Genomic DNA, 15,245 nt, shown 5'->3' with positions numbered 1-15,245 from the left:
GGCTGCCTGCTGCTTAATGCAGCGGCGGCCCCGATCGGAGCTTGTGAGGATGTTTCATGAAAAAATTGTTTTCCAGCGTCAGCGACGGTCGTGGTTTCGACCTCATCCTTGTCGCTTTTCCTTTGGGCTTCCTGTTCGTCATGGCGGGGCTGCCGCTCATCTACAACATCGTCATGAGCTTTCAGGAAGTCGACATGTTCAGCCTGGGCACCTTCGTGCGCCCCTTCGTCGGCTTCAAGAATTATATCGACCTGTTCCGGCAACCGGAAACATTGCCGATCCTTTTCAACACCGTCACCTTTGTCGTCACCTCGATTGCCGGGCAATTTGCCATCGGCTTCGGTCTGGCGCTGTTCTTCTGGGTGAACTTTCCCGGCGCCACCTGGCTGCGCGGGCTGTTCCTCGTTTCCTGGGTCATGCCCGGCCTCGTCGTCGGCGCGATCTGGAACTGGATATTGTCAGGCGATTTCGGCGTGCTGAATTTCTTCCTGCGGGAAAGCGGCATGATCTCAGGCAATATCTTCTGGCGATCCGACGCGAATTTTTCGCTCTGGGCCGTGGTCATCGCCAATATCTGGCTCGGCACCTCGTTCAACATGATCCTTCTTTCTGTCGGCCTCGCCTCCATCCCCGGCGATCTCTACGAAGCGGCGGAGCTGGATGGCGCGAACGCCTGGCAGCGTTTTTACACCATCACCCTGCCGATGATGCGTTCCACCATCGGCGCGATCATCTCGCTCGGCCTGATCTTCACGCTTCAGCAGTTCGATCTTTTCGCCGCCATCACCGATGGCGGCCCCAACAACAGTTCCAACGTGGCGCAATATTGGGCCTGGGATCTTTCGTTCCGGCAATATGATTTCGGCAAGGGCGCGACGATCTCCGTCATCATGATCGTTTTCGTCATGCTGGCTTCCGTCGTTTATGTGCGCTCGACACGGCATGAGGTGCGCGGATGAGTATCACGACCCGCAACCGGTTGATGCTGGCAATCGCCATCGTGCTTGCCGTCATCTATCTCTTTCCGCTCTACTGGATGTATCTGACCTCGCTGAAAAGCGGCTCGGAGATGTTTGCGAACCCGCCGGGCTTCTGGCCGGCCGATCCGCAATGGCAGACCTATGCCTATGTCTGGGAAAGCCGCAATATGGGCCGTTATCTGTGGAATTCGGTGCTCATCGCTTCAAGTGCCGTGGCGCTCATCACCGTGCTTGGCGTTGGCTGCGCCTATGTGCTGGCGCGCTATCGCAACGTCTGGGTTGATATCGGCCTCTTCCTCATCCTCATGCTGCAGGTTCTGCCGGCATCCCTGATGATTACGCCGATCTTTGTCGGCTTCTCGCAAGTGGGTCTGCTGGATTATCCCCGCCTGTCGGTCATTCTCGCCATTGCGGCGAAAAGCATGCCCTTCTTCGTGGTGCTGGTGCGCGCAACCTTCATGGCGGTGCCGCAGGAGCTGGAAGAGGCAGCGCTTGTGGACGGCAATTCCCGCGTCGGCGCCTTCTTCAATATCGTGCTGCCGCTTGCCAGAAACGGCATTCTCGTCAGCGCCATTCTCATATTCATGCAGGCATTCGGGGAATTCGTCTATTCGAAATCGATGATCCAGGCGGCTGAATTGCAGCCTGCCAGTGTCGGCCTCAATTCCTTCATGGGCCCCAACACCAGCGAATGGAACAACATCATGGCCTATGCGACCATGTATGTGACGCCCATTCTTGCCCTGTTCATTCTCTTGCAGCGCCGCATCGTTTCCGGCCTGACATCGGGAGCGTTAAAATGACCCTTCAGATCGAACTTTCCGGCGTAAACAAATATTACGGTGCCTTTCACGCGCTGAAGAACATCCATCTTTCCATCAAGAAGGGCACCTTCGTCGCCCTCGTCGGCCCGTCCGGTTGCGGAAAGTCCACTTTGCTGCGTTCGCTGGCGGGGCTGGAAACCATATCGAGCGGCGACATGCGCATTGCAGGCACGTTGATGAACGGTGTGCCGCCGCGCAAGCGCGATGTGGCGATGGTGTTCCAGTCCTATGCGCTCTATCCGCACATGACGGTGGAGGAGAACCTGACCTACTCGCTGCGCATGCGCGGCGTGGCAAAATCAGAGGCCCGCAAGGCGGCAGAGGAGGTTGCAGCCACCACAGGCCTGTCAAAGCTGATGAAGCGCTATCCGCGCGAACTTTCCGGCGGGCAGCGCCAGCGTGTGGCGATGAGCCGCGCGATCATCCGCAACCCGCAGGCATTCCTGTTCGACGAACCGCTCTCCAATCTAGACGCGGCCCTGCGTGTGCACATGCGCAAGGAAATCCGAGCGTTGCACGACCGCTTGCACGCCACCTCGGTCTATGTCACCCATGACCAGATAGAGGCGATGACGATGGCGGATCACGTCGTCGTCATGCGCGACGGCGTGATCGAACAGCAGGGCACGCCACTGGAATTATACGACCGCCCGGTCAATCGTTTTGTTGCTGGCTTCATCGGTTCACCGGCAATGAATTTCATTCCGGCAACGGTCAGCCCGGACGGCGCGGCGCTTCAGCTGCGTTTCAGTGAAGGCGAGCCGCAGCAGTCCATCAAAAACCCGGCTCCCTTATCGCCCGGCAAGCGTGTCATCGTTGGTATCAGGCCGGAACACATCCGGCCGCGAACCGCAACCGGCGCGGCGCTGACGTTACCTGTTTCGGCCGTGGAAACCACAGGTTCGGCCACCTTCCTCACCCTTGGCACATCGACCGAAGTGGTCATCGCTATACAGGGACGCAGTGAGGTCAGGAGCGGCGAAGTCGTCGGCCTCGACATCAACCCGACCGACCTGCATTTGTTTGATGAAGAAACCGGAGCCGGCCTCGGAGGCCGGTGAAACGAACCATGGGGCATATCCGGACCGGACGGCCCTTCGGGGCTTTCCGATCCGCACGAGGCGAAAGCTTCAGCGCCCCATGATGATGTCGAGGATGTTGCGGCGCGTGGTTGCGGAGGTGGCGGTGGCCCGGCCAACCTCGCGGGCGGCGATGGCAGGCGAACCGGAACCTTCAATATCGACCCATCGACCGGCATGCTCCGTGGATTGACGCTTGAGATAGGTATAGGGCGTTTCGTCCCAGCGAAAGATCTTCGATTTCATATTGTCGAGGATGAAATCTCCGCGGTCCGTTCTTACCGTGAGGATGGCATGGCCATCGCCTTTTTCGTCGCGGACGACGGTGATCAGCAGATCGGAAACCGGGAAACCGGCATCCATAAGCCGTTTCCGTTTCTCCAGCGTGAGGTCCTCGCAGTCTCCCGCGCCGTTATAGGGATACTCCCAATAGTCCTCGTAACCCCACACTTCCATGTCGGAACGCTGGTCGATTTCGATATTGACTGCGCTGTTGATCGAAACAAGGGTAGCCCAGACATCAGGCGTAAGACTGAGCGGCGGCATTTCCTTGACCGGCTGACATTCATCCGTATGCCGCTTGCAGAAATCGTAATGCCCGATGGGCTGCGACGTGAACTTGCCAGTCTGCATCGAAGGAGACGCCTGTACCGGCGCAGCGAAACCCGCGACGGCCAGAATGAAACATGCTTGCAGCAATTTGATGAGATGGGTCATGTTCGTCTCCTGACGACATGACCTACCGGTGGCGATTTGAGTTCACATGAAACAAAATGCTCGACTTTTAACGAACCCGATAATTCCGCTCCCGATGGTCCCGACAAGGAGCGGCGTTGACTGGGATAACGCCGGGGTAGCCACGGCATCTGAACGGTCAGCAACGGTAAAGTGAGCAGCGGGAACTTGCCACGCCGGGGCGGCCTGCCTATGAAGAGGCCGTCACGCAATAGTAATCCACATATTAGAGAACGCTGCATGAGCCTGTTTGCGAAGACCACCCGCGCGGCCGCTGTCATTCTGGCACTGGCCTGCCTGCCCTCAAATGCCGCAGCGCAGCAGATGGTCGTCGTACCTCCCGGAAACCGCTCCGCCCAACAGCCGGAAATACCTCAGGCCTCGGCGATCAGGACCAGGGCGTTTTCCACGACCTATGAGGAAAAATTCCGCAAGACGGTCGATCTTCTAAACAGTGAACCCGGTCTACTTGGCAAGATCAGGAAGGCGGGAGCGGCCTATGGCATCGACCCGATCCATATCGTCGGCGCTATCGTTGGCGAACACACTTTCAACGTCACCGCCGTGGACCGCCTGCAGACATATTACGTCAAGGCCATTTCCTATGCGGAACTCGATATAAAATTCAGCTATCAGGGCGTTGCCCTGAAGACGTTTCTCGAGCGTCCGGAATTCCGCTCCTGCGCGACGCTTGCCACGACATCCGAGCAATGGAGCTGCCGCGATATCGTTTGGGATGCAAGTTTCCGCGGCAAGGTCGTCGATGGCGTGAGCTATGAAGCGATTTCGTTCCAGCGGGCCTTCTTCCAGCCCTTCTATGCCGGACAGACCTTTGGTCTTGGCCAGATCAGCCCGTTGACGGCGCTGCAGGTTACCGATCTCGTAAACAGAACCAGTGGTCTGCCGAAACTCTCCGCCGACAGGCCGAAAGAGATTTACCGCGACGTCATGGATCCTGACCGGAGCATCATCTACATCGCCGCTATCCTTCGAGATTCCATCGATGCCTACAGGGAAAAAGGCTTCGACATTTCCGGCAATCCCGGCATCACCGCCACCCTCTACAATGTCGGCCAACCCCGGCGTCGCGCCGAACGCCTGCGGACGGCCGTGGATGCAGGCGCAAAGAACCTGCTGCCGGTTGAAAACTACTATGGATGGCTTATCAACGAGCGCCTCGACGTTCTGAGAGGCATCCTCGATGGCAAGGCCATTGACAAGCGAACCACCTCGGATATCGGCGAAAAAACGCGATAATGCCCTTGCAGGGAGGATTGCAAATCCGCCTCGCAAAGGATGATGCACGCAAAACGCTTCCCCGACCGCCCGGAATCTGCTACTGCCACGTGCACAAGAATTGACTGATAGTGGGATAATTCCGCGATATGCCTGACGAAGGCGACAGTACCGACGATAGTCGACACCGAACGAGGCTGGCTTGCGTAAAGCGAAGCCAGCCTCGTCCTTTCTTGTTTTCTTCAACGAAACGGGTTTCAACCTCGGATGTTCAGTCCGGGGTTTTTTGCGTTCGCGCCCGTTCCCATAAAGGCCCCTGACCATGGAATTCCTCGCAGATCCAAATATCTGGATCGGCCTCGTTACCCTTATCGTCCTCGAAGTCGTCCTCGGCATCGACAACCTCGTTTTCATCGCGATCCTCGCCGACAAGCTGCCGCCGCATCAACGCCACAAGGCGCGGATTGTCGGTCTGTCGCTGGCGCTTGTCATGCGTATCCTGCTGCTGTTTTCGATTTCATGGATCGTGACGTTGACGCGGCCGCTATTTCAGGTCGCGGACTTCTCCTTCTCCGGGCGCGACCTCATCCTCATTCTCGGTGGTGCGTTCCTGCTCGCCAAGGGAACGATGGAACTGCACGAACGGCTGGAGGGCGCGCATAAGCCAAAACAGGGCAAGGTCGTCCATGCCGTCTTCTGGCAGGTGATCGTGCAGATCGTCGTGCTTGATGCCGTGTTCTCGCTCGACAGCGTCATCACCGCCGTCGGCATGGTCAACAATCTCTGGGTGATGATTACCGCCGTCTGCGTGGCCATGGCCGTGATGATGGCAGCATCGAAGCCGCTGATGAGCTTCGTGTCGAAACACCCCACCGTGGTCATTCTCTGCCTCGGCTTCTTGTTGATGATCGGTTTCAGCCTGATCGTCGAAGGCTTCGGATTCCACCTTCCCAAGGGTTACCTCTATGCCGCAATCGGCTTTTCCGTGCTCATCGAGGCGGCAAACCAGATTGGCAGGCGCAATCGCGAAAAACGCATCACCGCCGGTGATATGCGCGAGCGGACGTCCGATGCCATTCTGCGGCTTCTGGGCGGTCGTGTCGGCGAAGAACGTTCCCTTGGCGAGACAGCCGAGGTCATCGCGGCACAGGCGGCACGAAGCGACCTGTTCAAATCCGAGGAAAAGGACATGATCCGCGGTGTCCTTACGCTTGCCGAGCGCCCCGTTGTATCAATCATGACGCCACGGACGGAAATCGACTGGCTCGATGTCGACGCCGACCACGATACGCTAAGGAACCGCCTGCTGGAACTCGACCATTCCCGCCTGATGCTCGCGCAGGGCAAGCTGGATTCGTTCCTCGGTGTCGCCGCAACAAGGGACTTGCTGCGCGATCTTCTGCATGACGGCAAATTGAACCTAGAGCGCTCGCTGCGCCAACCCCTCGTCGTGCATGAAAGCGCCACCGCGTTGCAGGTCATGGAGCAGCTGCGCAAATCCCCGCTCCAGATGGCCGTCATCGTCGACGAATACGGCACGCTTCAGGGAATAACGACGCCTAACGACATTCTCGAGGCTATCGCCGGCGAATTTCCGGATGAGGGCGAGGAATCGCAGATTTCGGAACGGGCAGAGGACGGTTCCTGGCTGCTGGACGGCGCTGTCGACGTCAGACGGGTATCCTATCTGCTGGATATCGATCTGGTGGACGAGGACGATCGTTACTCCACCGTCGCCGGCTACATCCTCTGGCGGCTAAATCGCCTTCCCGAGATCGGCGAACGTGTTTCCGGCGACGGGTTCGAGTTCGAGATCGTTTCCTGCTCGGACAGAAACATTGAAAAGGTCCGGGTCTGGAACACCACGCTTCCCGAGGCGTGAGCTGAAAAATCCCGAACCCGTTTCGAAATGGCGACGTGACGTGCAAGCCACGGCACGTCTCCACATTTGCATCACCGAGGAAGCGGCCGAGCGGTGAAAACCGTCCTCCGCTCTAGTGGGCGGCATCGATCGTGGTAATCCAGCCGGCGGCGCGGCGGGCTGCTTCCGCAAGCACCGGTTTCGGCGCCTTGTACCATTCGTTTTCAGGCAGCTCACGCTTCACGCGTACGAAGCTGATGGCATCGTCGAGCGTCGGGAATTCCACCGGCAGCGTCATATGCAGAAAGAGCGCAACAACGGCGACGGAACGCGAGCGGCCGCCGCGGCAATTGATCAACACGCTGCCGCGCTCGCGCCGGGGATAGGACGGCTTGTCGGGCAATATCTGTTCGAGCGCCGCCCGCAGGATGTAATGGGCCGCAACCATCTGGGTATCGGGATTTCCATCGCCGTCGATCAGGCCGATCTTGTAATAACGTATTTCGCCGGGTCCATAGACGCTGCCTTCATGATCGGAAACGATCTGCGGCTGCTCCACGAAGTTGAAGTCGAGATTGACGGCGCAATTGACGACGGTGGTGATGCCGTTTTCACGCAGAAGCTTCAGATCGCTGGCGCCTTCCTTACCTGAAATGAAGAGATCGACGCCATAAAGAGGATGCCGCTCATAGATGCGGCTGAGCTTCGGCAATTCGCCGGTTTCCTGTTCGCGAGATAGGGTCTTTTCCGGTTGCGGCATGTCTTGTCTCCATCGGCGCCGATGTGGCGGCCGTCATGTCCTTGCTTGTTCAGGCGTTTGCAGCCGTCTGGCTTGGCGGGATCGCTGCCCTGGCTATGCGGCTTGCGGATATGGATCGCGCCACCCGCTGCAATGTCTGGTAATTCGCCCCCTCGCCCGTGGCGATATAGCCGGGGCAGAGAAAATCGGCCGACCCCTCCGCCACCTTCCCCAAGGTCAGCGGCTCGTATGTTCCCCCGGCATTCTTGAGAATGAGGATGGCTGCTGCCACATCCCAGGCGTTGACGCCGAAGCCCGCAGCAGCATCTGTCCAGCCAGCCGCCACATGCGCGATGCTGAGGGCAGCGCTGCCGGGCCGGCGCAGCGTCGAGAAGGTCTCGACAAGCGCACCGAAATTGGAAAGCGCCGCATCCCGCCCATCCAGCCGGAAATCACGCGAGACCGGATAGCCCGTGATAAGCGTCGCCCGGGTTTCATCTGCAACGCTGCGGGAGCGCAGCCTGTCGCCGTTGAGATAAGAAGCCTCGAGGTCGGCGGAAAACATCTGGTCAGTCACGGGGTCGTACACCACGCCGGCAACGGCTTCCCCACCGATGACGGCGGCAATCGATACGCACCAGAAGGCAAGGCCACGGGCAAAATTCGCCGTGCCGTCAATCGGATCGACATACCATTGCACCTCGCCGTTGCCGATCTGCCCACCCTCTTCGCCCATGATCGCCGAATTCGGCTCCCGTTCGAGAATGACGGCGCGGATCGCGGCTTCGGCGCGTTTGTCGTGAATGGTGACGATGTCGTGGAGATCGACCTTGTAATCCACCGCCATATCAGAGCGGAACGCCACCAGCAGCGGATCGCGCACGGCACGCGCCGCCGCTTCGGCGATTTTCATCAGCCGCACCGAGCGGGAAAGCGCCTCCTCATTTCCAGATTTGTTTTCAGTCGAAGAAGGGCTTTGCATCGGCATATCCAGTCTATTTTTTTCGCAAAGGAGGGACCGGCGCGGCAGGACCGCGCCAGCCTGGATTATTTCCTGTAGTTGACGCGCCAGACATCCTGCCATTCCTCGCGACGATCGAAATCGTTGAGGCCGGTGGCGGACTCGTAACCCATCAGCCTGTCGGCAACCTTCATCAGCCCCGACGGCTCGTCAGCCGGCATCTTGATGTCGATATTGGTCGGCAGCTTGCCGTCCTTCATCTGTGGTGCGATGCCCTCTTCCGTCAGGATGTAGTGGACGAAGAGTTTCGCCATGTTCGGACTTTTGGTCTTGGAGGCGATGAGCCCAAGCTTGATGTAGGTCCAGCCGACCCAGGGATCGAGACCAGTGCAGAGGCCAAGCTTGTAGCCCTTGTCGGCATTGTCGCGGAACTTGGCAGAGCTGAGCAGGCCGAAGAAGGGCTGCTTCTGGCCGGGTGCGCCGACGGCCTCTGCCACCGGGTCATCGCCATCAGTGGCAAGCGGGCCGTTCTGCGCCAGCGCCTTGATCCAGGCTGCGGCCGCATCTTCTTCGATATCTTTGCCAAAATGCGCCTTGTAGGCGGCCGCCACCTTCTCGTTGCCGTGGGCTTCGAGCTGGTTGAACCAGTCCGTATAGGTGCTCTTGCTCAAGGGATCGACCATGGCGACCTTGCCTTTCCATTTCGGCTCGGTCAGTTCCCAGATGTTGGTCACCGGGCATTTATCATAGGCTTCCGTATTGTAAGCCCAGACATTGGCGTTGGTGGAGATTGCCAGCGGGTTCTGGAACTGCGCCGGGATTTTCGCAACCATGTCGCCCGGCAGGTAATTCTCGACAAAACCCGCCGGCAGAAGCTGCGCGAGCGCCGATGGCGCATCGGTGATCAGCACCACGTCGCCCTGCACATTGCCGGACTGGCTTTCACGGATGATCATTTCCAGCTGGCTGTTGGCGGAAACCTTCACGCCTGTCGCCTTTAACCCGTATTTGGCGCTGAACTTGTCGGCCATCTCCACGATCTTGCCGGTGCTGTCGTAGATATTGATCGGCTTCTCCTGCTTCGCCGCCGCCAAGATCGCATCGAGATCGAAGGTTTCTTCGGCTGCAGCCCCCATTGCGGATAAGCCTGCAACGGCGATGGCTATCGCCGTCATCGGTAAAAATCTGCTTCTTCTCATCGTTCCCCTCCCAAGGAAAAGGCAAGGCAGGCTCGCGCCTGCCCTGCCGTTATTTTTTGTAGTTCACACGCCAGAAATCCTGCCAGCCTTCGCGCTTGTCGAGGTCGTCGGCCGCCGTTGCGGCATCAAAGGCCATCAACTCGTCGAGATGATCGGCTACCCGCGATGGTTCGTCCGCCGGCAGACCGATTTTCGTGTTGCCGGAGATTTTGCCATCGACCGTCTGCGGCGCGATGCCCTCTTCCGTCATCAGATAGTGAAGGAAGAGCTTTGCAGCATTCGGGCTTTTGGTCTGCCCGGCAATCAGGCCGAAGCCGGGATAGAGGAACCCGGAAAACGGTTTGACACCGCTGCAAAGACCGAGCTTCAGCCCCTTGGCCTCATTATCGCGGTATTTCGCCGCCGAGGTGATGACGAAAAAGGGATCGGTCTGTCCCGGAGCGCCCGCCGCATCGGCAACTGTGCTCGAGTCCGTCAGCAGGGGAGCGTTCTCGGCAAAGGCCTTCACCCAGGCAGCCGTCGCGCTTTTTTCACCCGTTTCCAGCTTCTTGCCGTAGAGCTCCTCATAGGCCTTGGCGACATCGGCATCATGATGGGTTTCGATCTGGTTGAACCAGTCGGCATAAAGCGGCTTGTCGAAGAGATCGAGCATGGCAAGCTTGCCCTTCCAACGCGGCTCCGTCAGCTGCCAGATGTTGGTGACCGGGCATTTGTCGTATTTCTCGGTATTGTAGGTCCACACATGCGGATCCGAAACGACCACGAGCGGATCGCGCAGCTTTTGCGGAATATCGCTTTCCATATCCGGTGGCGACCAGCTGGTGGCAATGCCTTCCGGCAGAAGTTCCCCCATTGCGGAGGCGACATCCGTTGCGACGCTGACATCGCCGACGACATTGCCGGCGCGATGTTCGCGGATCATCAACTCGACCTGAGTTGCCTCGTTCACTTTCTTGCCGCTTGCCTGCACGCCATATTTGGCGGTGAAGGCCTGTGCGGTGTCGACGATCTTGCCGGTCACCGCATAAACGGTGATCGGTTTTTCCTTCTTCGCGGCGTCGATGAGCGCATCGAGATTAAAGGCGTCCTGCGCGTGGGCAGCACCGCCAAGCGCCAGCGAGAAGATGAGGGAAAGAGCTGAAGCCGCCATCCGCCGCCGCCGCTCGCCACCATATCGGTTCTTGGTCATGATATTCACTGTGTCGGTCCCCCCGTTATTTCTTGTAATTCACGCGCCAGAAGTCCTGCCAGGTTTCGCGCGCATCCCAGTCTTCCAGGCTGCTGGCCATGCTGTAGGGCAGAACGCGGTCGAGCACGGCGCCGATACCCGAAGGTTCGTCGGCGGGCAGTTTCACGTCTTTGTTGGTGGACATCTTGCCGTCGATCGCCTGCGGCGCGATGCCTTCAGCAGTCATGACGTAGTGAATGAAGAGCTTTGCAGCATTGGGGCTATCCGTGCCCTTGGTGATCAGGCCGACACCTGGATAAAGCCAGCCGATCCACGGCTTCAGCTCCTTGCAGAGGCCGAGTTTCATGCCCTTGTCGGCATTATCGCGAAACTTCGCCGAGCTGATGAGGCCCATGAAGGGCTGCTTCTGGCCAGGCGTGCCAACGGCTTCCGCCGCCGCTGCATCGGCATCGGTCAGCAGCGGCGCGTTGGCGGCAAGTGCCTTGACCCAGGCCGCTGTCGCGCTTGACTCTGCGGTCTCGAGGTCCTTGCCGTAAAGCGCCTTATAGGCCGCCTTCACCTCTCCATCGCCATGCTTAGCCATCTGGTTGAACCAGTCGACATAGGATGCCTTGCCGAGCGGATCCTGCATAGCCACCTTACCCTTCCACTTCGGGTCGGTCAGTTCCCAGATATTGGAAACCGGGCATTTGTCGAAAAGCTCGGTATTGTAGGCCCAGACATTGGCGCTGGTGACGACGGTCAGCGGATCCTGATATTCTGGCGGAATATTGCCAGCGAGATCCGGCGGCAACCAGCTTTCGACAAAGCCCATTGGAATAAGCTGTGCCATCGCCGCCGGGGCATCGCTTATGATCGAGACGTCACCCTGAATATTGTTGGCCCGCGCCTCGCGGATGACCATCTCCAGCTGCGCTGTTGCCTTTACCTTCGCACCCTCCGCGCCCACGCCATACTTCTTGGCGAAATTCTTCGCCATTTCCACGATCTTGCCCGTGCTGTCATAGACGGTGATCGGCTTTTCCTTTTTGGCAGCCTCGATCAGGGCGTTGAGGTCGAAAGGCTCCCCCGCCTTCGCCACGCCGCCAAACGTTGCCAGAATTGCCGTTGCACACAGGAGACGGCTAAGGCCGCCCGTCATTTTCCGCTTCATACTGCTCCTCCTTCAGCAAGCGATTGTCAGTCTTTTCGTCGTTGTCAGTTGTAGCTACTGCTCCTCAGCACGGCGTCCGCTTCCGTAATCCGTTGCCCTTTTGCGTCGAACACATGCAGGGCGTCGGGAGGCACGTGGAAAAACACACGGTCGCCACTATCGACGCGCGGCAGGGCATGGGTTGTCAGGAACAGCGTGTGGTTCTCGCTCCTCAATTCGAGAATCCAGCTGCCGCCCGTCGGAAGCACGCCGGTCACCGTCATTTCACCGAAAAGGCTGCCCTGCGGCACATCCTCAGACCTTGCCGTGTAACCCATCGCCTCCGGCCGCATGCCGACCGAGGCGATGCCGCGCAACTGCGGATAGCGCGTTGCAAAATAAGCCTCCGCATTGTCGGCGATATCAGACACGCCGGGCTGGCCGAAGGTCAGAATATTGATCGGCGGACTGCCGACGAATTCGGCGACGAAGCGGTTGGCCGGACGGTCGTAGATATCGTTCGGCGTACCCATCTGCTGGAGCGTGCCCTCGTTCATGACGGCGATTGTCGTTGCAAGTGTCATTGCCTCCCACTGGTCATGCGTCACGAAGACGATGGTGGTCTTGAACTCCTTGTGCAGCCGCTTCAGCTCGGCGCGCATTTCCAGCCGCAGCCGGGCATCGAGGTTGGACAGCGGCTCATCCAGAAGCAGCACACCGGGATTGACGGCAAGCATGCGGGCCAGCGCCACACGCTGCTGCTGCCCACCGGAAAGCTGTGACGGATAACGGTCGCGGTACTTGGCAATGTCGAGCGCCTGCATGACGCGCTCGACGCGGGCCTCCCGCTCGGCTTTCGGCAGCTTGCGCAGGCGCAGGCCGAAATCGGTGTTGCGCTCGATGGTCAGATGTGGCCAGAGCGCGTAGCTCTGGAAGACGAGCCCCATTTCGCGCTTTTCCGGCGGCACGAATATGCCGTCATTGACGGAATCTATCACCCTGTCGCCGACACGGATTTCACCGCCGGAGAGGTTTTCAAGACCCGCGATCATGCGCAGCGTCGTGGTCTTGCCGCAGCCGGAAGGGCCAAGCAGGCACATGAATTCGCCGTCGCGGATTTCAAGATCGAGATCGGAAACCGCATTTGCGGAATTCACGCCGTAGTTCTTCTGCGCCCCGCGCAGGTTGATGGTAGGCATCAGCTTCCAAGTCCTTCTGCAAGATTTGTGCGGGTCAGCTTCTGGGCCAACAGGGTACCGAAATAGGCAATGCCAGCGATGATCAGCACCACGGCGTTTGCGGCCTGCGTATAGTGGTAGTCGACCAGCCGCAGCGAATAGGTGGTCAGAACATCCGTGCTCGGCACCGCGAGGATCACGAACAGGCTCAAGCCCTTGATGCCCGAGATGAAGGGCAGGAGAACCCCCGTCACCAGCGATCCCTTCTGGATCGGGATGACGATCGAGACCATGCGGCGGAACCAGCCGGCACCGGCAATCTGTGCTGCCTCTTCCGGGTCCTTTCCAAGCTGTGTCATGGCCGAGATACCGGCGCGCGAGGCATAGGGCATCTGGTCGGCAATCAGTGCGAGGATAAGGATCGTCACCGTGCCGTAGAGCGCCGGCATCGGCCCGCGCGGAACCGCAAAGAGCGAGAGATAGGCGGCGGCAAAGGCGATGCCGGGCACGAGATAGGGCAGGAACGTGACCTGACGCAGATAGACCGACAGGGCGCGCACCGGCGTGCGGATGACGACATACCCGACCAGAAGGCCGAGGACGCCAGATGTGAGCGAGGCAAGACCAACGATCATCATGGTGTTCTTCGCGGCTGCCCATAGATCGGGGCTTAAAAGAACGCCGGTCTGCAAGGCCACCGTGTTGAGATTGCTGCCAATCCAGTAATCGAGCGTGAAATTGTCGAACGTGAATTTGGCCGGCATCTTCATGACGGTCGAGAGAGCGAGGGTCAGCAAAGGCAGGCCGACGCTGAGAATGAAGACAGCGGCCGCAAAGCCCGTTGCCGGAAGACGCATTTTGCCGAGGCGGCTTTGCCGGTTCATCGACCCCTTCGAGCCGATCGTCACGAAACGGCGGGCTTCGCGAACCAGGCGGGCATCGATCATCAGCGTGATGATGCCGATGAGCATGATCGAGGCCGCAACGACACCGGCAACGCCGGTCTGGCGCGAGGCGATGCTGCGGAACAGCGATGTCGAGAGGACTTCGAACTTCACGGGAAGCCCGAGAACATAGGGTACGCCGAATTCGCCGAGGCACTTTGCAAAGATCAGCACCATGGAAGAGAGCAGCGCCGGGCGCATCAAGGGCAGGATGACCTGCAAAGCCACCTGATAACGATGAGCGCCGAGAATGCGGGCCGAATCCTCCAGCTGCGAGTCGAAGCGGCGCAGCGCCGAGCCGAACAGCAGGATAACGAAAGGTGTATAATGCAGGGCAAGGATGATGGTGATCGGGAAGCGCCCATAGGCCACCCAGTCCGGCGGTGTCAGGCCCATCGCCTCGAACCAGCCGGGCTGGCCGCCAACGGTGCGGTTCTTGAACAGCGTCGTCCAGGCGAGAGCGAAGGTCCATGCGGGCAGCATGTAGGGCACGATCAGCGCGGTCGCGAACCAGCGGCGACCGAACATGTCCGTGCGGCTGATAAGCCAGGCAAGCACCGTGCCGATAACAAGCGAAAGCGCAATCGCCCCCAAAGCGACGGTGAGCGTGTTGAAGAGCGGATGCCAGAAAAGATCCGTTGCGACGGGCGAGAAGAACGCCCTGTCGAGATAATAGAGCGTGAGGTCACCGACATCCTTGCCAAGACGCCGTTCGTGGCCGAACTGGACACGGACGGCATCCAGAACGATAGAGATGATCGGAACGACGATCAGATAGGTGAAAAGTAACGCCGTCAGCACGCCGATGAGCGTCGTCGGCTCCCTGAGCGCGACCTTGAGGCGATATCGCCAGGCCTGCCATGCCGAAGGCGCGGTCGCCGGGGGACGCCCCAGTGCCTCCGCCTTCGTTGATTCGCTTAAAAGAGCCATTATTCCTCCCCATATGGCCGCAACATTGCTCCGACACGCCGGCAAGCATCTGCCTGCGCGCAACCTGCGGAACAGGCGGCGCGTGCGTCGAACATGAGCAATGCGTCAATGCTTCAGCAGCGGGCACATCAGGCCCGCGAGCAACGATGATCCAGCTCCTCCCGGAAACATCGCCGGCAAGCAAAACGTGGAATAAATATTCCATATAGCGCTTAACCTTGGAATGCATGATCCATCCTAAACGGCATTTTGTCAACG

At 59.2% G+C, this 15,245-nt stretch carries 13 protein-coding genes; 5 read left to right on the top strand and 8 right to left on the bottom strand.

Features of this window, described 5'->3' with window-relative positions:
- The first annotated feature begins 56 nt into the window (after positions 1-56).
- Genes G6L97_RS20770 through G6L97_RS20760 form a run of 3 tightly spaced genes read left to right on the top strand, consistent with a single transcriptional unit; the run spans position 57 to position 2,865 of the window.
- Complete coding sequence (locus G6L97_RS20770) at positions 57-959, top strand: carbohydrate ABC transporter permease (RefSeq protein ID WP_003518164.1); 903 nt, start codon at positions 57-59, stop codon at positions 957-959.
- Positions 956-1,783, top strand: coding sequence for a carbohydrate ABC transporter permease (locus tag G6L97_RS20765; RefSeq protein ID WP_003518166.1), 828 nt, complete (start codon positions 956-958; stop codon positions 1,781-1,783). The genes G6L97_RS20770 and G6L97_RS20765 overlap by 4 nt, the downstream gene beginning before the upstream one ends.
- Entirely contained in the window at positions 1,780-2,865 is a 1,086-nt protein-coding gene (locus G6L97_RS20760; protein WP_025595105.1) for an ABC transporter ATP-binding protein, read from the top strand. The genes G6L97_RS20765 and G6L97_RS20760 overlap by 4 nt, the downstream gene beginning before the upstream one ends.
- 69 nt (positions 2,866-2,934) lie before the next feature.
- Here the strand turns inward: G6L97_RS20760 and G6L97_RS20755 are convergent, their stop codons facing one another.
- Entirely contained in the window at positions 2,935-3,600 is a 666-nt protein-coding gene (locus tag G6L97_RS20755) for a transglutaminase-like cysteine peptidase (protein WP_065658463.1), read from the bottom strand.
- Between the two features lie 258 nt (positions 3,601-3,858).
- Between G6L97_RS20755 and G6L97_RS20750 the strand changes: the two genes are divergently transcribed.
- Positions 3,859-4,875 carry a DUF1402 family protein gene (locus tag G6L97_RS20750; RefSeq protein WP_003518169.1) on the top strand — a complete coding sequence of 339 codons (1,017 nt, stop codon included), beginning with the start codon at positions 3,859-3,861 and terminating at the stop codon, positions 4,873-4,875.
- A 301-nt stretch (positions 4,876-5,176) separates the two neighbouring features.
- On the top strand, positions 5,177-6,736 hold the full coding sequence (locus G6L97_RS20745) for a TerC family protein (RefSeq protein WP_065687429.1): 1,560 nt from the start codon (positions 5,177-5,179) through the stop codon (positions 6,734-6,736).
- A 112-nt stretch (positions 6,737-6,848) separates the two neighbouring features.
- Here the strand turns inward: G6L97_RS20745 and G6L97_RS20740 are convergent, their stop codons facing one another.
- The 7 genes from G6L97_RS20740 to G6L97_RS20710 all read right to left on the bottom strand — a co-directional run bounded on the left by G6L97_RS20740 (position 6,849) and on the right by G6L97_RS20710 (position 14,987).
- The gene (locus G6L97_RS20740) at positions 6,849-7,475 is read right to left on the bottom strand and encodes a dual specificity protein phosphatase family protein (protein WP_013762253.1); all 627 of its coding nucleotides are present in this window, start codon (positions 7,473-7,475) and stop codon (positions 6,849-6,851) included.
- 49 nt (positions 7,476-7,524) lie between these two features.
- Complete coding sequence (locus tag G6L97_RS20735) at positions 7,525-8,442, bottom strand: inositol monophosphatase family protein (protein ID WP_065687430.1); 918 nt, start codon at positions 8,440-8,442, stop codon at positions 7,525-7,527.
- A gap of 59 nt (positions 8,443-8,501) precedes the next feature.
- On the bottom strand, positions 8,502-9,590 hold the full coding sequence (locus G6L97_RS20730) for an ABC transporter substrate-binding protein (RefSeq protein WP_065687431.1): 1,089 nt from the start codon (positions 9,588-9,590) through the stop codon (positions 8,502-8,504).
- A gap of 73 nt (positions 9,591-9,663) precedes the next feature.
- Positions 9,664-10,764, bottom strand: coding sequence for an ABC transporter substrate-binding protein (locus G6L97_RS20725; protein WP_035200113.1), 1,101 nt, complete (start codon positions 10,762-10,764; stop codon positions 9,664-9,666).
- Between the two features lie 64 nt (positions 10,765-10,828).
- Positions 10,829-11,956 (bottom strand): ABC transporter substrate-binding protein, encoded by a 1,128-nt coding sequence (locus G6L97_RS20720; protein ID WP_065687432.1) that lies wholly within the window; start codon positions 11,954-11,956, stop codon positions 10,829-10,831.
- Positions 11,957-12,000: 44 nt separating this feature from the next.
- Positions 12,001-13,134 (bottom strand): ABC transporter ATP-binding protein, encoded by a 1,134-nt coding sequence (locus G6L97_RS20715; RefSeq protein ID WP_003518184.1) that lies wholly within the window; start codon positions 13,132-13,134, stop codon positions 12,001-12,003.
- Positions 13,134-14,987, bottom strand: coding sequence for an ABC transporter permease (locus G6L97_RS20710; protein WP_003518186.1), 1,854 nt, complete (start codon positions 14,985-14,987; stop codon positions 13,134-13,136). Before G6L97_RS20710 ends, G6L97_RS20715 begins: the two co-directional genes overlap by 1 nt.
- Positions 14,988-15,245 lie beyond the last annotated feature (258 nt).

This window comes from Agrobacterium tumefaciens (genome assembly GCF_013318015.2).
Taxonomy (GTDB): Bacteria; Pseudomonadota; Alphaproteobacteria; order Rhizobiales; family Rhizobiaceae; genus Agrobacterium; species Agrobacterium tumefaciens.
The sequence above is the reverse complement of the archived record's forward strand: the minus strand, read 5'-3'. Positions and strand labels throughout refer to the sequence as shown.